Source organism: Orrella sp. JC864, assembly GCF_037026685.1.
GTDB lineage: Bacteria > Pseudomonadota > Gammaproteobacteria > Burkholderiales > Burkholderiaceae_B > Orrella.
In genome coordinates this window covers 110219-129774 of sequence record NZ_JBANET010000014.1, presented here as the reverse complement: position 1 = coordinate 129774, position 19556 = coordinate 110219, and the positions used below count along the sequence as shown (strand labels likewise).

Sequence of the window (19556 nt, the reverse complement as noted above, 5' to 3'; positions counted from 1 at the left end):
GGCCGCGCGCGCCGCCTCCTGCGCGGCCTGCTTCGCGGCAATGGCGTTGGCCGTGCGGTTCAGGTTGGCGATCGAGCGCGAGAGCTGCTCGCGCGCCTGCGCCTGCTGGCGCGCCGAAGTGGGCAGGGCCGCCCCAGGCAAGGGCGCGCGCTGGGCGGCGCGGGCCTGGCCGCCCGCACCGGCCCCGGCGGCGAACCAGGCGCCGCTCGGCCGGGCCTGCAGATCTTGAGGCCAGGCCGCCGCGCCGGCCAAGAGGGCTACGGCCAGCGCCTGCGCCAGCGGGGTCGGACGCAAGACACCCTGCCGGGCATCGTTACGCCGGCCACTACGGCCGGCCTCGCTACACCGGGTGGCACGGCCCCGGATGAGGGAAACACACTGGAAACGGCTGGGGTTCTGGGGCATGGCGCGTCTATTCCGCAACAAGGCGCGGGGCATGGCCGGGCCATCCACCGCAAAACAGGAGACAGCAACTCGACGTTTGAAGCCCGGATCGGAGAACAGAAACCCCGTGAATTTTTTATGACAACAACACCAAGTCCCCGAAGCGCCGCACCTGTATTCCATGTGCGGCCTGCAGCAAAGCGATGGCTTCGTCCAGCGCGCTGATGCGGAACCGGGCGCTGAAACGCCGCTGGGCTGCGGCGCTGCCCACCAGCACCACGCGGCCGGGCCGATAGCGGTTGATCTCGGCCACGACCTCGGTCAGGGGCATATCGTCGAACACGACCATGCCGTCGCGCCAGGCGGACCGGCTGGCCTGCGCCCGGCCCGGCGTGCCGACCTGCTCGCGGTCGTACAGCAGTTGCTGGCCGGCCACCACAATGGCCTCGCGCGCCGGGTGGCGCAACTGCGCCGCCCCCCGGCGGCAGACCACGCTGACCCGGACGCCGTCCAGGCACCGCATCTCCACGTCGGCATCCTGCACCAGCAGGCTGGCGCCCGCCGCCACGATCTCGCAGGACGCATGGCCCGCCATGACGGCCGCTTCGCCGGCGATCAAGGTGATGCGCGCAGTGCCGGCCTGCTCCGAAACGGCAATGCTGGTCTGGGTGTTCAACGCCAACTCGATCGCCTCGTGCAGGCGCACAAGGCGCTGCTCGCCGGTTCCTGTGCGATAGTCGGCCCCCAATTCCTTCCACGACGGCCACAGCCCCATCACGGGATAGGCCAGCCCGGCTGCCGCAAGCGCGCCGCCGCCAGCCAGCGCGGCCCCAAGGAAAGCGCGCCGGCCCGCACGCGTCGGCCCGCGGGCTGGCCGGACCAATGCGCACTCGGCCTGGAAATCGCGCGCCGCCTCGTCCACGGCCAGCCAATCGTGGGCCGCCATCGACCAGGCCCGGGCATGCTCGGGGCTGCTGTCCCGCCAGCGCTTGAACGCCGCCACCTGAGCGGCGGTCGGCGTGCCGGTCTTGAGCTTGACCGCCCAGGCGTGCGCCTTCCGGCGCAGCGATCGCGCGTCCTGCGTCATGGGGCGATCTCCCCGTCGTAGCGGGCCAGCGCATCCAGGCAGACCGCATTGGCCTGGCGGATCTCGCGCCGGACCATGCCGCGCGAAATGCCCCAACGCCGGGCCAGGACGTCGGTATCCTCGCCGTGCACGCGATAGGCCAGCAACAAGGCGCTCTGGCGCGGTGTCAATGTGGCAATGGCAGCCATGACGTGCTGCGCGCGCTCGCGCCCCATGATTTCGCGCTCGGGCGCGGGATGGACCGCGCGCCCCTGTTCGAACAGCGCCTCGATCTCGTCCTCGCCCACCAGCCTGACCTCGCTGCGGATGCGGTCGATGGCCGAATTGACCGCCGTGTTCACGAGGTAGCTGCGCGGATGCTTGACCTCGTCCAGGTCCTTGAGCGAGGCCAGGCGAACATAGGCATCGTGCAGGGCATCTTCCGCCATATCGGTGGCCCCGCCCAGGCGATGGGCGATCTGCGCACGCAAGGCTTCGTACCGCTCGGCAAGCAACCGATGCAGCCGCAGCAACCCTGGCTGGCCGCTCATGGCCGGCTTCCCGGGCAATGCCGCCAGACGCCGACGTCCTGCGCCACCGTCATCAGAACCGGCTGGGCCATGCCTGGCGGGGGCGGATCCAGGGCCAACCCGGCCAAGGCCTCGCGCACCACCGGCTCCAAAGCGGGGTGCGCGGCCACCCGAACACGCAGATCCGCCACGCGGCGCCTGTCGTCGATCGAAAAGCGCAGCACGATCCGCGAGCCGTCCACGCGCAAGGCCGGCCGCGCGCACAATGACTGAAGGACCTCGCGCTGCAGGTAGCCGTCGTACCTCGCCTGGACTCTTGCGCCTGGCGCGCGGCCGGACGCCGTGGGCGCGGGCGCCAGGGGATAAACCGAGACAGCGCCGGCAGACAGCATGCGCGCGGTCAGGCCGGAGCCGGCCAGCAGGGCATCCAGCGCCGCCTCCGGCGACATTGCCCCCCGCAGCGGCCCGGACTGCCTGCCGGCTACCCATCGGGTTTCATACAGAATGGATCGCCGGGTCAGTTCGCCATAGCGCACCAGCGCCGCACCCAAGGGCAAAGCCGGCAGGTCGAAAACAAGCATGCCGGCGCCGGCAAGAACAGTCTGGCCGCCTTCGTCCGGCGGGGCCGGCCAAGCCTGCCCGGCCATCAGGCTTGCGCTCAACATGGCGATCAGGGCAAGAGGCGCGCGAGGCGGCGCAACCAGACGGATGGACACGCGCGTGGACAAGGCGGCAGGAACAGGAGGCAGAAACCGGGGTGGGAAGGCATGCTGGACCGTCGGGCCATCGGCGAAGCCGCCATATGGCGGGCGCAAAGCCTAGCACGTCGCACGGCCATGCGCATGCTACGAAGCCATTATGAAATTCGCGTGACAAAGCCATGACGGCTGTTCCTGGCGAAACTCAGCGCCGTCCCCGCGCCGCAGGAAGGTTGATCCACACCAGCCCGCCCAGCACCAGCGCCACGCCCAGCCACACCGACGGCGTGGGCCGCTCGCCCAGCACCGCCCAGGCCGTCAGCACCACGCCCAGCGGCACTCCCAATCCGGAAAGCGTCGTGACGGCCGCGGGCAGGGTGCGCAGCGCCGTCAGCCACAGCCACCAGCCCAGGCTGGTGGCCGCCAGCACCACATAGGCCAGGTTCAACACCAGGGCCGCGCTCCAGACCGGCGTCATCTGCGGCACCAGCCAGGCCACGGGCAAGGCAGCCAGCACGCCGAACAGCATCTGCCAGGCGGCAAAGGCCAGCACGCCGGGCTGGTGCTGCTCGAACATGCGCTTGGCCGTCAGCGTGCCCCAGGCCCAGCAGAACCCGGCGCCCAGGGTCAGCACGGCGCCGCTGGCCGAGCCCAGGCCCTGCCACGGCTCGATGATGCACAGCAGCCCGACGCCCGCCACCGCCATGGCCTGCCAGTGCCGCCGCGCCGGACGCTGGCCATGCAGCCACCAGGCCAGCACCACGATCCAGAAGGGCATAGTGTACAGGATCATCGACGTCTTGCCGGCCCCGCCAGAGACCAGCGCCAGCTGCACCAGGCACTGGCAGGCCCCGGTCTGCAGCAGGCCGGTAAGCACCACCGGCCGCCAGGCAGGCATCCACAGCCGCTCGCCCGTGAGCCAAGCCGCCACGAACAGTGGGACCGTGCCCAGCGCATAGCGCAGCACGACGAAATCGAAAGGCCCGATGTAGGCCATGGCCGATTTCATCGACAACCAGCTGAACACCCACAGGACCACGGAGGCCCCGACGGCGGCCCGGGCGCCGCCAGGTCCGGAAAAGGGACCTTTCTTCAGGACCGCCTCCTTATTGCGGCTTGGCAAGCTGCTCCAGGATGGCCGGGTTCTCCAGCGTGGACACGTCCTGCGTGACCTCCTCGCCCTTGGCCACGACCCGCAGCAGGCGGCGCATGATCTTGCCCGAGCGCGTCTTGGGCAGGTTGTCGCCGAAGCGGATGTCCTTGGGCTTGGCGATCGGGCCGATCTCGCGGCCCACCCAGTCGCGCAGCTGCCGGGCGATTTCCTTGGCTTCCTCGCCCTCGGGGCGGCTGCGCTTGAGCACCACGAAGGCCACCACGGCCTCGCCCGTGGTGTCGTCCGGGCGGCCCACCACGGCGGCCTCGGCCACCAGCTCGTGCGCCACCAGCGCCGATTCCACTTCCATGGTGCCCAGCCGATGGCCCGAGACGTTCAGCACGTCGTCGATGCGGCCCATGATCCAGAAATAGCCGTCGGCATCGCGCTGCGCGCCGTCGCCGGCCAGGTAGTAGCCGCGCAGCTCGGCCGGGAAGTAGCTTTTCTTGAAGCGTTCGGGGTCGCCCCAGATGTTGCGGATCATGGCGGGCCAGGGCCGCTTGACGACCAGGAAGCCGCCCTTGCCCGATTCGACGTCGGCGCCGGTCTCGTCCACGATGGCCGCGCTGATGCCCGGCAGCGGCAGCGTGCACGAGCCGGGCTTGAGCGGCGTGGCGCCGGGCAGCGGCGTGATCATGTGCCCGCCCGTCTCGGTCTGCCACCAGGTGTCGACGATGGGGCAGCGCTCGCGGCCCACGTTCTTGTGGTACCAGATCCAGGCTTCAGGATTGATGGGCTCGCCCACGGTGCCGATGATGCGCAGGCTGTCCAGCTCGTACTTGGACGGATGGACATCGGGATTGCTCTCGGCGGCCTTGATCAGCGAGCGGATGGCGGTGGGCGCCGTATAGAAGATGGTGGCCTTGTGGCGCGCGATCATGTCCCAGAAACGGCCGGCATTGGGATAGGTCGGCACGCCCTCGAAGACGATCTGCGTCGCGCCCGCGGCCAGCGGGCCGTAGGTGATGTAGCTGTGGCCGGTGATCCAGCCCACGTCGGCCGTGCACCAGTACACGTCCTCGGGTTTCAGGTCGAAGGTCCATTTCATGGTGAGCAGCGCCCACAGCAGGTAGCCCGCCGAGGAATGCTGCACGCCCTTGGGCTTGCCGGTCGAGCCCGAGGTATACAGGATGAACAGCGGATGCTCGGCGTTGACGGCCACCGGCTCGCAGGTGTCGGGCTGGCCCTGTTCGACCTCGTGCATCCACAGGTCCCGGCCTTCGTTCCAGGCCACCTTGCCGCCGGTGCGGCGATAGACGATCACCTGGCGCACGGCCTCGCAGCCGCCCATGCCGAAGGCTTCCTCGACGGCGGGCTTGAGCGGGATGGTCTTGCCGCCGCGCACCTGCTCGTCGGCGGTGATCACCAGCGTGGCGCCCACGTCGACAATGCGTTCCTGCAGGCTCTTGGCCGAGAAACCGCCGAAGACGACCGAATGGGTGATGCCCAGGCGGGCGCAGGCCTGCATGGCCACCACCGCCTCGATGGACATGGGCAGGTAGATGATGGCGCGCTCGCCCTGCTTGTAGCCCAGCTTGGCGATGCCGTTGGCGAAGCGGCAGACGCGCTGGTGCAGTTCGCGATAGCTGACCTGCTGGACCTTGCCGTCGTCCGATTCGAAGATGATGGCGGTCTTCTCGCCGCGGCCGGCGGCCAGGTGCACGTCCAGGCAGTTGGCCGAGACGTTCAGCTCGCCGTCGCCGAACCAGCGGTAGAACGGCGCGTCGGACTCGTCCAGCACCTGCGTAAAGGGCTTGGTCCACTGCAGGTGCTTGCGGGCCAAATCGCCCCAGAAGGCGTCCGGATCGCGCTCGGCCTGCTCGGCCAGCTTGCGATAGGCGTCCAGGCCGGAAATCTCGGCCTGCGCGACGATGCCCTCGGAAGGCGGAAACACCCGCGTTTCGTTGAGGGAGGATTCAATGGCGTTGGACATGCTTGAGTCTCCTTTTTGCGAGGGGGCGCCCTCCCGGGGGAAGGCGCCGGCAGCTCTGGTTATGGCGGGTCCGACCGTGCAACGTAGCTTCCTGCTCTTACGGCGCGCTTACAGCGATCGGGGGCGCCGCGGCCCCCGCCTCGCGCTGCGCATGGCCGCGGGCGAAATCGATACGTGCAAGCAGGACCAGCCCGCCGACGAAGAACAATCCGGTGGCCAGGATGGCCAGGCGGTGGCTGCCGCCGGTCAGCCAGGTCACCAGGCCATAGGTGAGCGGGCCCACCATGGCGGCAAACTGCAGGGCGAAGGTCCACAGCGCGAAGAACTCGGCCAACCGGCCGGCCGGCGCCAGCGCTCCGGCCATGGCCCGGCCGGCGCTCTGGCTGGTGCCCATGCACAGGCCTGCCAGCGTGGCCGCGATCCAGAACACCGGCGCCGTCACGGCAAAGAAAGCCACCAGCACCATGGCGATCCAGCCGCACAGCGTGATCGCCAGCGCCTTGCGATGGCCCAGCCGGTCCTGCACGAAGCCAAAGCCCAGCGCGCCCAGCGCCGCGGCGGCGTTGACCGTGAACACCAGCAGCATGATCTGCGGCATGGCAAAGCCCATGACCTGTTCGGCATAGACCGCCGCCAGCGTGATCACCACGAAGATGCCGGCGTGATAGCAGGCCGCGCACATCAGCAGCTTGCGGAACTCGGGGAAATGCGCGCCCGTTTCGGCCCAGGCCCGGCCCAGGCGCTGCAACATGCCGTGGGCCGGCAGCGCGACGGCATGCGGGGCGGCGCGCTCGCGCAGCATGAGAAAGGACGGCAGGGCCGCCAGGGCGAACACCACCGCGGTGGCCGCCATGACCCACGGGACGTATTGCTCGGGGCCGGCGCCCTGGGCCTGCATGCGGGTGACGATGAGCAGCGAGATGCCCAGCGTGAGCATGCCGCCGAAATAGCCGAAGCCCCAGCCCCAGCCCGATACGCGCCCCAGGGCGTCGGGCGCGGCCAGCTCGGGCAGGAAGGAAGCGACGGAGGACTCTCCGACGCTGTAGCAATAGTTGGACAGCGCGATACAGGCCAGGCCCAGCCAGACCGCGCCGGGCCCCACCTGCGAGAGCAGCAGCGTGGCGGCCACGCAGCCGGCCGTGCTGGTAAAAAGCAGCCGGCGCTTGGCCGCGCGGGCGTCGGCCCGCGCGCCCAGCGTGGGCATCGTCAGCATCACGCCCAGGTACGACGCCGACAGCGCCGCGGTCCAGGCCAGGGTGGCCCAGGCGGCGCCGCCGGCCACCACGCCGACGAAGTACGTGCTGAACACCGTGGTCAGCACCACCGTCGTATAGCCGGAGTTGGCGAAGTCGTACATCGCCCAGGCCCAGACCTCGCGCTTGCGCACGCCCGGATTGAGGCTGGCGGCCAGGCCCCTGGCCGGCGTTGCGGCGGTGCTCATGATCGCGGCCGGCGCGTCAGGCTCCGAGCGCCGCGATGCCCGCCTGGGCGATGATGACGTCCTCGCTGGACTTCACGCCCGAGACGCCGACCGCGCCGATGACTTCGCCGTCCACGACGATGGGCACCCCGCCCTCCAGCATGCCTTGCAGCAGCGGCGCGGACAGGAAGGCGGTGCGCCCGCCATTGATGACGTCTTCGTAACCCTTGCTTTCGCGGCGGCCCAGCGCGGCGGTCTGCGCCTTGGCCGGCGCGATGTGCGCCGAGATGGGAGCGGCGCCGTCGCGGCGCAGCAGGCCCAGCAGATGGCCGCCATCGTCCACCACGGCGATGGTCACGGCCCAGTTGTCCTGCTGTGCGCGGGCCTCGGCGGCCTGCAGGATCTGCTTGACTTCGGCTGCGCCGAGCACGGGCTTGGTCTTCATAAGGCTTCCTTTATCTGTTCGAGTGTCTGCGGATCTTCGATGGTCGTCAGGTCGCCCGGGTCGCGTCCTTCGCACACGGCCACGATGGCGCGCCGCAGGACCTTGCCCGAGCGGGTCTTGGGCAGGGCCGCCACGAAACGGATGCGCGCCGGCCTTGCCACCGCGCCCAGCTGCTCCTGCACCACCCGCATGATATCGCCTTCCAGCGCCTGGGCCGCTGCCGCATCCTGCGGCGCGCCGCCCTTGAGCACCACGAAGGCCACGGCGGCCTGGCCCTTGACCTCGTCGGCCACGCCCACCACCGCGCATTCGGCCACGCCGGCGTGGCTGCTGATCGACTCCTCGATCTCGCGCGTGCCCAGCCGGTGGCCGGCCACGTTGATGACGTCGTCGGTGCGTCCCAGGATGAACCAGTAGCCGTCCTCGTCGACGCGGCCCCAATCGAAGGTCGAATACACCTGGCGCCCCCGGATCGAGGTGAAATAGGTCTGCACGAAGCGCTCGTCGTCGCCCCAGATGGTGCTCATGGCCCCCGGCGGCAGCGGCGGCACCAGCGCCACCACGCCTTTTTCGCCCGGCGGCAGGTCCTGCCCCGTGGTTTCGCTGACGATCCGGGCATCGAATCCGTACACAGGCCACGAAGGACTTCCGAATCGCAAGCCCCCACGCTGCGCCTGCGGCTTGCTGCCCCCCGAGGGGGCCCTTTCGCCTTGGGACGGCCCGGCGGTGGAAAAGCCCCCACGCTGCGCCTGCGGCTTGCTGCCCCCCGAGGGGGCCCTTTCGCCTTGGGACGGCCCGGCGGCGAAAGACCCTGTATCCGGCAGCGGCTGAATGCCGGGCTGCGCCGACAATATCGGCCAGCCGGTCTCGGTCTGCCAGTAGTTGTCGATGATGGGCTTGCCCAGGCCTTCGGAGATCCACCGGGCGGTCGGCTCGTCCAGCGGCTCGCCGGCCAGGTATACCGCACGCAGGCTGGACAGGTCGTGCCGGTGCAGCAGCTCGGGCGCCTGCTTCTTGAGCACGCGCACCGCCGTGGGGGCCGAGAACAGCGTATTGACGCGATAGCGCTCGACCAGCTGCCACAGGATGGCGCCGTCGGGCCTGACCGGCGTGCCTTCGTACAGCAGCGTGGCCTGCCCGCCGATCAGCGGCCCGTAGACGATGTACGAGTGCCCCACCACCCAGCCGATGTCGCTGGTACAGAAGAAGGTCTCGCCCGGCCGCCCATCGAAGATGTGGCGCATCGAGGACGCCAGCGCCACGGCGTAGCCGCCCACGTCGCGCTGCACGCCCTTGGGCTTGCCGGTGGTGCCCGAGGTATAGAGCACGTAGCTGGGCTCGGAAGACTCCAGCCACTGCACCGGCACCCGGGCGCCTTCGTGGCGCGCCCGCAGCGCGGCGTAGTCCAGGTCGCGGCCGGCCAGCGGCGTGTAGGCCGCCAGCTTGCGGTCCACCACGATCACCGCCGCCGGCTTGTGCCGGGCCAGTTCGATGGCGCGGTCCAGCAGGGGCTTGTAGGCGGTGACCCTGCCGGCCCGCGAGCCCGCATCGGCCGACACCACCACGCGCGGCGCCGCATCGTCGATGCGCTGGGCCAGGTTGACCGAGGCAAAGCCGCCGAACACCACCGAATGGATGGCGCCGATGCGCGCGCAGGCCAGCATCATGAACACGGCCTCGGGGATCATCGGCATGTAGACCAGCACGCGATCGCCCCGCTGCACGCCCTGCTCGCGCAACATGGCGGCGGCCGCGTTGACCTCGTCGAACAGCTCGGCGCGGGTGTAGCGCCTTTCCTGGTCCACCTCCGTCGAAATCCACGCCAGCGCCAATTGGTCCGCGCGTTCGGGCAGCCAGCGATCGACGGCGTTGTGGCACAGGTTGGTGCGCCCGCCCACGAACCAGCGCGCGAACGGCGGCCGGCTGTCATCGAGCACCCGCTCGAACGGCGTCTGCCAATCGACCCAGCGCGCCTGCTCGCGCCAGAAGGCGTCGCGATCTTGCAGCGAACGGCGATGAAACGCCTGCACGGTCTCGTTCATCCTGCGTCTCCTCGTATTGTCTTTCTCGCGAGGCATTCTGGCCGAGCGGCAAGGGCATGGCAACTGCCGCATGCGCAGCGGGCAAGCCTTGCGCAAGCGGGCCGAAACACGCGCCAAGACTCGACACACGGCGTTCATTTGGTATCATCGTGGCCGGATCGACCTGTAAACCAGTCCCGCAGCATGCTTGCCGGACGCACTGGCCCAGTGCCTGATCGCCCATGCCCCTTCCTTCCCACGCCAGCGCCGCCAGGCGCACGGCTTCTTGCAACCGACGCGGCGCCACCCTGGCGGCAAGCCTGGGCTTGGCCATCGTGCTGGCCGGCTGCGCCGGCGGCGCCAAGCAGACCGAGGCGCTGACCCAAGCCGACGATCCGCTGCTGGAGCAGCGGCTCAGCCGCTTCGAATACGAGGCCGATCCCATCGGCGCCTTGCTGCGCGCCCATCCCCGGCGGCACGAGCCGGCCCGCGCGCCGGCCGACGCACAGCCGGGCCTGGCGCAAATCGCGCAGAACTATATCGGGGTCAAGTACCGCTGGGGCGGCAGTTCGCCCGAGCAAGGCTTCGATTGCAGCGGCCTGGTGGGTTTCGTGGTCGAAAAATCGCTGGGCCTGCGCCTGCCGCGCAACGCGGCCGAGATCGCGCGGCTGGGCACCAAGGTCGACCGCGACCAGCTCGAACCCGGCGACCTGGTGTTCTTCAACACGCTGGGCCGGCGTTATTCGCACGTGGGCATCTACGTGGGCCGCAACAGCTTCGTGCACGCGCCCAGCTCGGGCGGCGCGGTGCGGGTCGAGGACATGGGCATGCGCTACTGGAGCAAGCGCTACAACGGCGCACGGCGCCTGGAACCGAACGTCCTGGCGGCACGCTAGGCCGCCCCGCCCTGCCCGCTGCCCGTCAGCGGGAACACAAGCCGCACTGGTTCAGGGCCTGCTGCATGCTGCAGACCGAACGCCGGCATGCCACCACCCGGATGCCGGCCCGCTGCGCGGCATGGCGGAAGGTCTTCATCACGTTGTGGCCCAGGAAATCGGTCAGCAGGATCACCAGCTCGGTGCCCGAGGGCAGCTGCAGCGTCTTTTTCTGGTGCGAAGGGTCCCGGCCGCTGATGTGATGCGTGATCGCGATGTTGTGTCCCTTGAGCAGATCGGGAATGTTGCCCAGGCGGTCGGCTCCGACTATCACTGCGCTCATGGATTGCGTCATCATGCCCTCGTTGGGTCGTTTGCAATGAGCTCAATGATAATGATTCCCGTTTGGATATCAACGGTAAATGGGATCAATTCTCATTTGTATTTTTTAATCGGCTCCGGCTTTCGATAGCAAGCCTCTTCAGGCCCCGTCCTCGCGGCCTTGCACGGCCTCGGCCACCACCTGGCGCGTCAGCGAAGGCGCCAGCATCTCCAGGAAGGTATAGACGTAGTCCCGCAGGAATACGCCCTCCTTGATGCCCACCCGCGTGGTGTGGGTGCCGAACAGGCGGCCCACCGGCAGGCCGACCAGGCCCGCGTCGCGGCGCGGGTCGTAGGCCACGCCGGCGATGATGCCGATGCCCAGGCCCACGTCCACGTAAGTCTTGATCACGTCCGCGTCGATCGCCTCGAGCACGATGTCCGGATGGATGCCCTGCGCCGCGAAGGCCTCGTCGATGGCCGTGCGGCCCGAGAAGGCGCGGTCGTAGGTGACGATGGGAAACTCGGCCAGCTGCGCCAGCGACAGCTTCCTGGCGGCGCTGGAAGTCAGCTCGGCCAGCGGATGATCGGGACGCACCACCACGGTGTGCTCCCAGCTGTAGCAAGGCAGCGTCGCCAGGCCGGGCGTGAGCGCCAGCGATTCGGTGGCGATGGCCAGGTCGGCCTGCTCGTGCAGCACCATCTCGGCCAGCTGTGTCGGACTGCCCTCGGCCAGCGACAGGTGGACCTTGGGAAACTGCTTGCGAAATCCCGGGATCACCTTGGGCAGCACGTAGCGGGCCTGCGTGTGGGTGCAGGCGATCACCAGGCCGCCTTCGTCGCGGCGGGCGAACTCGTCGCTGACCTTCTTGAGGTTGTCGACCTCGCGCATGATCCGGTCGATGACCTGCGAGACGGCCTGCCCGGGCTTGGTCAGGCCCTTGATGCGCTTGCCGTAGCGCTCGAAGATCTTGATGCCCAGCTCGTCCTCGAACTCGATGATGGCCTTGGAAACCCCGGGCTGCGAGGTATAGAGCATGCGGGCTGCTTCGGTCAGGTTGAAGTCGCGGCGGATGGTCTCGCGCACGAAACGGAACTGTTGGAGATTCATGGGGACCTCTGGAGTCGGTCACCAATTGTAGGTAATAAGCAAGGCGTTGCTTATGCTTTATTTGTATAAGCTACTTCCTGCCAACAGTCATATAGGCCCGCCGCGCCAGGCACGGCGGGCCTATGCAGCGCCGTGCGTCCCTGCTGCCTACTTCATCGTGATCGTGGTGTTCACGCCCTTGCCGTGCGCCGACCAGCGGGCCGTCACCGTCTTGGTCTGCGTCCAGAACTGCACCGCCTGCTTGCCGTTGGGCCCCAGGTCGCCCAGCTTCGAGCCCCGCGAGCCGGTGAAGCTGAACCAGGCCACCGGCACCGGGATGGGGATATTGATGCCCACCTGGCCCACGTCGATGGCGTTCTGGAAATAACGCGCCGCGCCGCCGTCCTGGGTGAACAGCGCCACGCCGTTGCCGTTGGGATTGGCGTTGACGAAGGCCACCGCGTCTTCCAGCGTGTCGACGCAGGCCACGCATAGCACCGGCCCGAAGATCTCCTCTTCGTAGATCGCCATGCCCGGCTTGACCCCCGCGAAGACCGTCGGCCCCACGAAGTTGCCCGATTCAAAGCCAGGCACCTTGGGATCGCGGCCGTCCAGCAGCAGTTCGGCGCCTTCCTGCACGCCTTGCGCGATCAGGCGCTCGACCCTTTCCTTGGCGCTGGGCGAGACCAGCGGCCCCAGGTCGGCCTGGCGGTCCGTGCCGGCATTGACCTTCAGCCGCTTGGCCCGCTCGATGAAATCGGGCAGCCATTCGCGCGCCTGGCCCACCAGCACCGCCACCGAGGTCGCCATGCAGCGCTGCCCCGCCGCGCCGAAGGCCGCGCCCACAAGGTGGTTGAGCGCCGCCTCGCGGTCGGCGTCGGGCAGGATCACGCAATGGTTCTTGGCGCCCATCATGGCCTGGCAGCGCTTGCCCGCGTTGGACGCGCGCCGGTACAGCTCGGTGCCTACGCGGGTCGAGCCGATGAAGGACACCGCCTTGACCTCCGGATGCTCGCACAGCCCATTGGCGATGTCCGGCCCGCCGTGCACCACGTTCAGCACGCCGGGCGGCACGCCGGCCTCCAGGGCCAGCTGGGCCAGGCGCAGCGAAGCGCTGGGATCCTGCTCGGACGGCTTGAGCACGAAGGTATTGCCCACCGAGATGGCCAGCGGGAACATGAAGCACGGCAGCATCACCGGGAAGTTGAAGGCCGTGATGCCCGCGCACACGCCCAGCGGCTGGACCAGCGTGTACACGTCGATGCCGCTGGCCGCGTTCTCGGCATACTCGCCCAGTTGCAGGCTGGCGATGGCGCAGGCATGCTCGACCACTTCCAGGCCGCGGCCGACCTCGCCCTCGGCATCGGGCAGGGTCTTGCCGTGCTCGCGGGTGATCAGCTCGGCCAGCTCGCCGGTATGCTCGCGCAGCAGCTGCTGGAACCGGAGCATCACGCGCATGCGCGTGCCCTGCCCGGTATTGCGCCAGCCCTGGTAGGCCTTGCGCGCGCTGGCCACGGCCGCCTCCAGTTCGTCGGGCGTGGCGAACGGCACGCGCGCCACCACCTCCTGGGTGGCCGGATTGACGACATCGCGCCATTGCTGGGATTGCGAATCGACCAGCTTGCCGTCGATCAGGTGCTGCAGGCGGGGAACGTTCTGGGTCATGGACTGCTGTCTCCTGGAATATCGCTAAAGCCGCGTCACTGCATCACTGCTTGAGCAGCGGGCAGGTGGACTGCGACAGGGGCTGGAAAGCCTCTTGCGCGGGAATGGTCGCGACCAGCCGCGAGTAGTCCCACTCTCCCTTGGACTCTTGCGGCTTCTTGACCTCGTACAGATACATGTCGTGGATCACCCGGCCGTCCGGCCGGATCTGGGCATTGCGCATGATGGGATCGCGGATGGGCAGCTCGCGCATCGCCTGGGCCACCACCTCGCCCTCGATCGATCCGCTGGCCGCGACCGCGCGCAGGTAATGCAGCACGCTCGAATACACGCCGGCATGGGTCATGGTGGGCTTGAGCCCCTTGAAGGCCTTCTCGAACCGGGCCGACCAGGCGCGGCTCTCGTCGTCGAAATCCCAATAGAAACCGTCCACGTAGGACAGCCCCTGCGCATCCTCCAGGCCCAGCGCGCGCAGGTCGGACAGGAAGATCAGCAGCGAGACCAGCCGCTGGCCGCCCTCGACCACCCCGAATTCGCGCGCCTGCTTGACCGCGTTGACCGTGTCCTGGCCGCCGTTGGCCAGCGCCACCACCTGCGCTCCCGAGCTTTGCGCCTGCAGCAGGTAGGAGGCGAAATCCGGCGCGTTCAGGGGATGGCGCACGCTGCCGGCGACCTTGCCGCCCAGCGATTGCACCATCTTGGCGGTGTCGGCCTCCAGCGAATGGCCGAAGGCGTAGTCCACGGTGATGAAGTACCAGGACTTGCCGCCGGTCTGCACCGTGGCGCGCGCCCCGCCGGCCGATTGCGAATACGTGTCGAACATCCAGTGAAAACCCACCGGCGAGCACTGGGCGTTGGTCAGCGCCGTGGTGGCGGGACCGGAGAACATGACCACGCGGTTCTTCTCGCGCGCGATGCCCTGCACGGCCAGCGCCACGGCCGAATTGGTCAGGTCCGCGATGGCGGTGACGCCTTCGCGGTCGAACCATTCCCGGGCGCGGGCCGCGCCGATATCGGCCTTGTTCTGGTGGTCGGCCGAGATCAGGGAAATCTTCATGCCCTGGCATTCGGCTTGCAGGCAGTCGTCGATGGCCAGTTGCGCCGCCGCGACCGAGCCGGGGCCACCCATGCCGGCATAGGTGCCGGACATATCGCCCAGGATGCCGATCTTGACGGCAGGCTTGTCGGCCGCATGGGCCTGGGCGGACAGGGCCGCGCCCAGGCACAGGGCTGCGGCCAGGCCGCGCGCGCGAGTGCTCATGCTTGTCTCCTCGTTGTCGTTTTTCTGGTGTGTCCGCCTGCCGGCCTGGCAGGCGAGGACCCAGTGTAGGTGTGTAAAAATACACACAGCAATACCAAAAATGCACAGTGCTTGTGCATATATGCACAAAGACCATGATCGACTGGGACGGATTGCGGATATTCCTGGAAGTGGCGCGCACCCAGCGGGTCAGCGCGGCCGCCCAGCGCCTGGGGGTCGAGCACACCACGGTCTCGCGCCGCATCCGCGCGCTGGAGACGGCCCTGGACACCGTGCTGTTCGAAAAATCCCGCCACAGCGGCTTTACCCTCACCGCCGACGGCCAGCGCCTTTTCGTGCATGCCGAGCAGATGGAAAGCGCGCTGTCCTCGGCGCGCGAACAACTCTCGGGCATCGGCCTGCCGGTGGCCGGCCACGTGCGCATCGGCGCCACCGAGGGCTTCGGCAGCTACGTGCTCACGCCCTTGCTGGTGGATTTCCAGCGGCGCTATCCCCATATCGCGCTGGACGTGCTGCCCGTGCCGCGCTTTGTCAGCCTGTCCAAGCGCGAGGCCGACCTGGCCGTGTCCATCGAACGGCCCGAGCGCGGGCCTTACGTCTGCAGCAAGCTGGGTGACTACACCTTGCGCCTGTACGGCACGCCGGCCTATCTGCAGCGCCACGCGCCCATCGTCCAGCCGCAGGACCTGAAGCAGCACAGCTTCATCGGCTACGTGGACGAACTGCTGTTCAGCGACCGGCTGCGCTACCTGGAAGACGTGCTGCCCGGCAGCCGCGTCGTGCTGCGCAGCACCAGCGTCATCGCGCAATACCACGCGGCCCTGCAGGGCCAGGCGCTGGCCATCCTGCCCTGCTTCATCGCCGCGCAGGACAGCCGGCTGGTGCCGGTGCTGGCAGACCAGGTCGCGCTCACCCGCAGCTTCTGGATCTACTGCCACGAAGACGCGCGCCGCCTCAAGCGCGTTGCGGCCTTATGGGATTTCCTGAAGCAGGCGGTGGCCGCCAATGCCGCGCTGCTGCACGGCAGGCAAAGCGCGCTGCGGCTACGCGGCTGAGGCGGACCCGGGCGGCGGCCCCTTGGGCTGCCTGGGCGCCTTGACCCGCAGCCGCCGGTACAGCAGGTAGGCCGTCAGCAACGCAAAGACCGCGTGCACGGCCCACACGCCGACCCCGAAGCTCAGCGCCCCGCCGCTGATCCAGCCGCGCGAGAGGTTGATGAGGTTCATGTACAGCAGCCCCACCAGGCCGGCGATCAGCAGGTCGCCCGAGCGACCCAGGCGGGGGTTGACCGCGCCCAGCGGCACGGCCAGCAACGCCAGGTTCAGCGCCGCCAGCGGCAGCGCGATGCGCCACATGATCTGCGCGCGCGCGCTGTCGGTATCGTCCGAGAACAGCTGCATCGTGGGCCGCGCCTTGCTGGTGCGCTCGGCCGCCGCGCGCGCCTGGGCCAGCGGGTCGTCGCCGCCGCGGCTTTCCAGCCGCACCCCGTAGCGCTCGAAATCGGCCATGCGGAACTCCGCCACGCCGGGCTTGATGTCGTAGCGGTGGCCCGCCCCCAGCACCAGGAAGCGGTCGCCGTTGGGCTGGTTTTCGATGCGGGCGTTGCTGGCCGTGACCACGGTCAGCCACTCGGGGTCGATGACGCGCACGAAGACGTTGCCCAGTTCGTCGCCGGCCACGGCCGGCTCTTCGGCAAAGAACACGCGCTCGCCGTCGCTGGCCTCGGCGAACTGCCCTGCCGACACGCGCGACAGGTCCGAGCGCTGTTCATAGCGCTCGCGGTACTCGGCGATCTGGCGGTAGGCCCAGGGCGAGGCGCCCAGCGTCAGCACCGCGATCAGTACCGATACCGGCACGGCGATGCGCAGCACCGGACGGATCCAGTCGGCCAGCGACAGGCCGCTGGCGAACCAGACCACCATCTCGGACTCGCGGTAGTTGCGCGTGACCGTGGTGAGCACCGCGATGAACAGCGACACCGACAGGATGGTGGGCAAGGCCGTGATGCTGGAGAAGGCGGCCAGGCCGACCACCACGTCCGCGCCGATCGAGCCGCCGGCCGCCTCGCCCAGCAGGCGCACCAGCAGCACGCTGAGCCAGACCACGATCAGCGTCGAGAAGACGACGCCGGCATGGCTGGTGATTTCCGCGACGACGGAGCGCTTGAATAATGACATGGGAGAATATGCGGGATAATCGTTGCATCCCATTGACGCACACGGGGAAACCCTCATGGAATTTAGCACACACACCAGCGCCTCCCTGCACCAGATAAAGACCGCGGCCCTTGCCGTGGGCGTCTACGCCGACGGCGTGCTGAGCCCGGCTGCCGACATCATCGACCGCGCCAGCGAAGGACTGCTGCGCAAGGTGGTCAAGGCCGAGTTCCAGGGCAAGGCCGGCAGCACGCTGGTGCTGCGCGCCGTGCCGGGCGTGAGCGCACAGCGCGTGGTCCTGGTGGGGCTGGGCAAGCAGGCCGACTATGCGCCCGCCGTCCATGCCGGGGCCGAGCGCGCTTTTGCCGCCGCCTGCATCCAGGCGCAGGCCGGCGAAGCGGTCTCCACCCTGGCCGCCAATCCCTGCGGCGAATCGACCATGCGCGCGCGCGCGCGCAGCGCGGCCATCGCGGCCGGCCAGGCCGCCTACCGCTACGACCTGACCTTCGGCAAGGGCAGCGAGCGCGAGACCGGCCTGCGCCTGCGCAAGTTCTCGGTGTGGGCCGAACGCGCCGACGCCGCCCAGGCCCAGGCCGGCGCACGCGAAGGCGGCGGCATCAGCCACGGCATGGACCTGGCCCGCACCCTGGGCAACTTGCCCGGCAACGTCTGCACGCCCTCCTACCTGGGCGAGACGGCCCGCAAGCTGGCCGCCGAATTCAAGGGCACGCTCAAGGCCGAGGTGCTCGAGCAAAAGCAGATCGAGGCGCTCAAGATGGGCTCGTTCCTGTCGGTGGCCCGCGGCTCGGACGAGCCCCCGCGCTTCATCGTGCTCAAGTACACCGCCCCGCGCGCGGCCAGCCGCGCCAAGACGGCCAAGCCGGCCAAGGCGCCCGTCGTGCTGGTCGGCAAGGGCATCACCTTCGACTCGGGCGGCATTTCCATCAAGCCGGCCGCCACCATGGACGAAATGAAGTACGACATGTGCGGGGCGGCCAGCGTGCTGGGCACGATGCGCGCCATCGCCGAGCTCGAGCTCGCGCACGACGTGGTCGGCCTGATCCCGGCGTGCGAAAACCTGCCCAGCGGGCGCGCCAACAAGCCGGGCGACGTGGTCACCAGCATGTCCGGCCAGACCATCGAGATCCTGAACACCGATGCCGAAGGCCGCCTGATCCTGTGCGACGCCCTGACCTACGCCGAGCGCTTCAAGCCCTCGGCCGTCATCGACATCGCCACGCTCACCGGCGCCTGCGTGGTGGCCCTGGGCCACGTCAACACCGGCCTGTTCTCCAAGGACGACGCGCTGGCCGATGCGCTGCTGCGGGCCGGCCGCCAATCGCTGGACCCTGCCTGGCGCATGCCGCTGGATGACGCCTACCAGGAGCAGCTCAAGTCCAACTTCGCCGACATGGCCAACATCGGCGGCCCGCCCGCCGGCGCCGTCACGGCGGCCTGCTTCCTGTCGCGCTTTGCCAAGGCCTATCCATGGGCCCACCTGGATATCGCCGGCACCGCCTGGCGCGGCGGCAAGGACAAGGGCGCCACCGGCCGCCCGGTGCCGCTGCTGGTGCACTACCTGCTCGAGCAAGCCGGCAAGGGCTGAGCATGGCAGGCCAGTCCAAGCTGCGGATAGACTTTGCCTTCGGCGCGCCCGACCGCGTGCTGATGGCCTGCCAGACGGCGGGCAAGCGCTACCACGCCGGCCAGCGCGTGCTCGTCTATTGCAGCGACCGGGCGCGCCTGGCGGCTTTCGACCGCATGCTCTGGACCTACCAGGACGACGCCTTCGTCCCCCATGTCATGGCCGACGATCCGCTGGCGGCCGACACCGCCGTGGTGCTCACGGCACAGGCGCCCGTGCCGCCGCCGGCCGCCGGGCAGGCCGAGCCTGCCTGGCTGCTCAACCTGGACGACGCCTGCCCGCCCGGCTACGAGCAGTTCGCCCGCATCATGGAAATCGTCTCGGACGAGCCCGAAGACAGGCAGGCCGCGCGCCAGCGCTGGCGGACCTACCAGGCCGCCGGGCACGCGCTGCACGCGCACGATCTGAAACGCTAGCGCGCGAAAAACCTGCGCGCCCCGCCCTGGAGCCCTGCATGAACGACTTGCGCGACGACCCCGGCATCCCCACCTTGACCGAACGTGTCGAACCCGGTTTGGCCACGTCCCGGCTGCCCGCCGGGCCGGCCTTTGCCCAAGCCGCCCCGGTTCAGGCCCCAGCCCCGGTTCAGGCCCCAGCCCCGGTTCAGGCCCCAACCCCGGTTCGGGCCGCCAGCCCGTCTGGCGCGCCGCAGGATCCCGAGCAGGCGCGCTGGCGCGCCCAGGTCCAGCAGGAAATCGAACGTGCCCTGCGCCCGGCCGTAGAAGCTTCGCTGGACAGCCTGCGCCGGCGCCTCGAACGCGAGCTGCCCGCGCTGGTGGCCGCGGCCATCGAACGGCATGCCGCCCAGCACCCGCCCCGGCATCCCGCCACGCCGTCCGGCGCAGGCCCCGACGCAGCCGGGCGCTGACGCCTCTTTTCCCGGCGGCAGGCCA

General features: G+C 69.2%; 18 protein-coding genes and 1 pseudogene. 5 read left to right on the top strand and 14 right to left on the bottom strand.

The window, feature by feature from the left end; translation table 11 throughout:
* The 9 genes and pseudogenes from V8Z80_RS14095 to V8Z80_RS14055 form a co-directional block, all read right to left on the bottom strand.
* A pseudogene (locus tag V8Z80_RS14095) lies at positions 1 to 294 on the bottom strand (hypothetical protein); the annotation flags it as partial.
* A 226-nt stretch (positions 295 to 520) separates the two neighbouring features.
* Complete coding sequence (locus V8Z80_RS14090) at positions 521 to 1471, bottom strand: FecR family protein (RefSeq protein WP_336062407.1); 951 nt, start codon at positions 1469 to 1471, stop codon at positions 521 to 523.
* Positions 1468 to 2001, bottom strand: a complete 534-nt coding sequence (locus V8Z80_RS14085; RefSeq protein WP_336062406.1) for an RNA polymerase sigma factor — start codon at positions 1999 to 2001, stop codon at positions 1468 to 1470. Before V8Z80_RS14085 ends, V8Z80_RS14090 begins: the two co-directional genes overlap by 4 nt.
* Positions 1998 to 2696 carry an STN domain-containing protein gene (locus tag V8Z80_RS14080; RefSeq protein WP_336062405.1) on the bottom strand — a complete coding sequence of 233 codons (699 nt, stop codon included), beginning with the start codon at positions 2694 to 2696 and terminating at the stop codon, positions 1998 to 2000. Before V8Z80_RS14080 ends, V8Z80_RS14085 begins: the two co-directional genes overlap by 4 nt.
* Positions 2697 to 2883: 187 nt before the next feature.
* Positions 2884 to 3717, bottom strand: coding sequence for a DMT family transporter (locus V8Z80_RS14075; RefSeq protein WP_336062404.1), 834 nt, complete (start codon positions 3715 to 3717; stop codon positions 2884 to 2886).
* A 67-nt stretch (positions 3718 to 3784) separates the two neighbouring features.
* Positions 3785 to 5764 carry an acetate--CoA ligase gene (gene acs, locus V8Z80_RS14070; RefSeq protein ID WP_336062403.1) on the bottom strand — a complete coding sequence of 660 codons (1980 nt, stop codon included), beginning with the start codon at positions 5762 to 5764 and terminating at the stop codon, positions 3785 to 3787.
* A gap of 97 nt (positions 5765 to 5861) precedes the next feature.
* Positions 5862 to 7205, bottom strand: a complete 1344-nt coding sequence (locus V8Z80_RS14065) for an MFS transporter (RefSeq protein WP_336062402.1) — start codon at positions 7203 to 7205, stop codon at positions 5862 to 5864.
* Between the two features lie 16 nt (positions 7206 to 7221).
* Positions 7222 to 7629, bottom strand: coding sequence for a GlcG/HbpS family heme-binding protein (locus V8Z80_RS14060; protein WP_155196674.1), 408 nt, complete (start codon positions 7627 to 7629; stop codon positions 7222 to 7224).
* Positions 7626 to 9671 carry a propionate--CoA ligase gene (locus tag V8Z80_RS14055; protein ID WP_336062401.1) on the bottom strand — a complete coding sequence of 682 codons (2046 nt, stop codon included), beginning with the start codon at positions 9669 to 9671 and terminating at the stop codon, positions 7626 to 7628. The genes V8Z80_RS14060 and V8Z80_RS14055 overlap by 4 nt, the downstream gene beginning before the upstream one ends.
* Positions 9672 to 9892: 221 nt before the next feature.
* Here V8Z80_RS14055 and V8Z80_RS14050 point away from each other — a divergent pair, with 221 nt between their 5' ends.
* Positions 9893 to 10546, top strand: a complete 654-nt coding sequence (locus V8Z80_RS14050; RefSeq protein WP_155196672.1) for a C40 family peptidase — start codon at positions 9893 to 9895, stop codon at positions 10544 to 10546.
* Between the two features lie 25 nt (positions 10547 to 10571).
* Here V8Z80_RS14050 and V8Z80_RS14045 read toward each other — a convergent pair whose 3' ends face one another.
* The 4 genes from V8Z80_RS14045 to V8Z80_RS14030 all read right to left on the bottom strand — a co-directional run bounded on the left by V8Z80_RS14045 (position 10572) and on the right by V8Z80_RS14030 (position 14862).
* Positions 10572 to 10880, bottom strand: a complete 309-nt coding sequence (locus V8Z80_RS14045; RefSeq protein ID WP_155196690.1) for a DUF2325 domain-containing protein — start codon at positions 10878 to 10880, stop codon at positions 10572 to 10574.
* Positions 10881 to 11006: 126 nt separating this feature from the next.
* A complete protein-coding gene (locus tag V8Z80_RS14040) occupies positions 11007 to 11957 on the bottom strand; it encodes a CysB family HTH-type transcriptional regulator (RefSeq protein ID WP_155196671.1) in 951 nt (316 codons plus the stop codon).
* Between the two features lie 147 nt (positions 11958 to 12104).
* Positions 12105 to 13601 (bottom strand): CoA-acylating methylmalonate-semialdehyde dehydrogenase, encoded by a 1497-nt coding sequence (locus tag V8Z80_RS14035; RefSeq protein WP_155196670.1) that lies wholly within the window; start codon positions 13599 to 13601, stop codon positions 12105 to 12107.
* Positions 13602 to 13644: 43 nt separating this feature from the next.
* Positions 13645 to 14862 carry an ABC transporter substrate-binding protein gene (locus tag V8Z80_RS14030; protein ID WP_155196669.1) on the bottom strand — a complete coding sequence of 406 codons (1218 nt, stop codon included), beginning with the start codon at positions 14860 to 14862 and terminating at the stop codon, positions 13645 to 13647.
* A 134-nt stretch (positions 14863 to 14996) separates the two neighbouring features.
* Between V8Z80_RS14030 and V8Z80_RS14025 the strand changes: the two genes are divergently transcribed.
* Positions 14997 to 15917: a LysR family transcriptional regulator gene (locus V8Z80_RS14025; RefSeq protein WP_336062400.1), complete on the top strand. Its 921-nt coding sequence runs from the start codon at positions 14997 to 14999 to the stop codon at positions 15915 to 15917.
* On the opposite strand, the gene lptF is transcribed toward V8Z80_RS14025, so the two are convergent.
* Positions 15906 to 17039, bottom strand: a complete 1134-nt coding sequence (gene lptF / locus V8Z80_RS14020) for an LPS export ABC transporter permease LptF (RefSeq protein ID WP_336062399.1) — start codon at positions 17037 to 17039, stop codon at positions 15906 to 15908. The two genes, V8Z80_RS14025 and lptF, sit on opposite strands and share 12 nt — an antisense overlap.
* A 55-nt stretch (positions 17040 to 17094) precedes the next feature.
* Between lptF and V8Z80_RS14015 the strand changes: the two genes are divergently transcribed.
* Genes V8Z80_RS14015 through V8Z80_RS14005 form a run of 3 tightly spaced genes read left to right on the top strand, consistent with a single transcriptional unit; the run spans position 17095 to position 19531 of the window.
* Positions 17095 to 18624, top strand: coding sequence for a leucyl aminopeptidase (locus V8Z80_RS14015; protein ID WP_336062398.1), 1530 nt, complete (start codon positions 17095 to 17097; stop codon positions 18622 to 18624).
* 2 nt (positions 18625 to 18626) lie between these two features.
* Entirely contained in the window at positions 18627 to 19079 is a 453-nt protein-coding gene (locus V8Z80_RS14010; protein ID WP_155197234.1) for a DNA polymerase III subunit chi, read from the top strand.
* Between the two features lie 38 nt (positions 19080 to 19117).
* Positions 19118 to 19531: a hypothetical protein gene (locus tag V8Z80_RS14005; protein WP_336062397.1), complete on the top strand. Its 414-nt coding sequence runs from the start codon at positions 19118 to 19120 to the stop codon at positions 19529 to 19531.
* Positions 19532 to 19556: the final 25 nt, after the last annotated feature.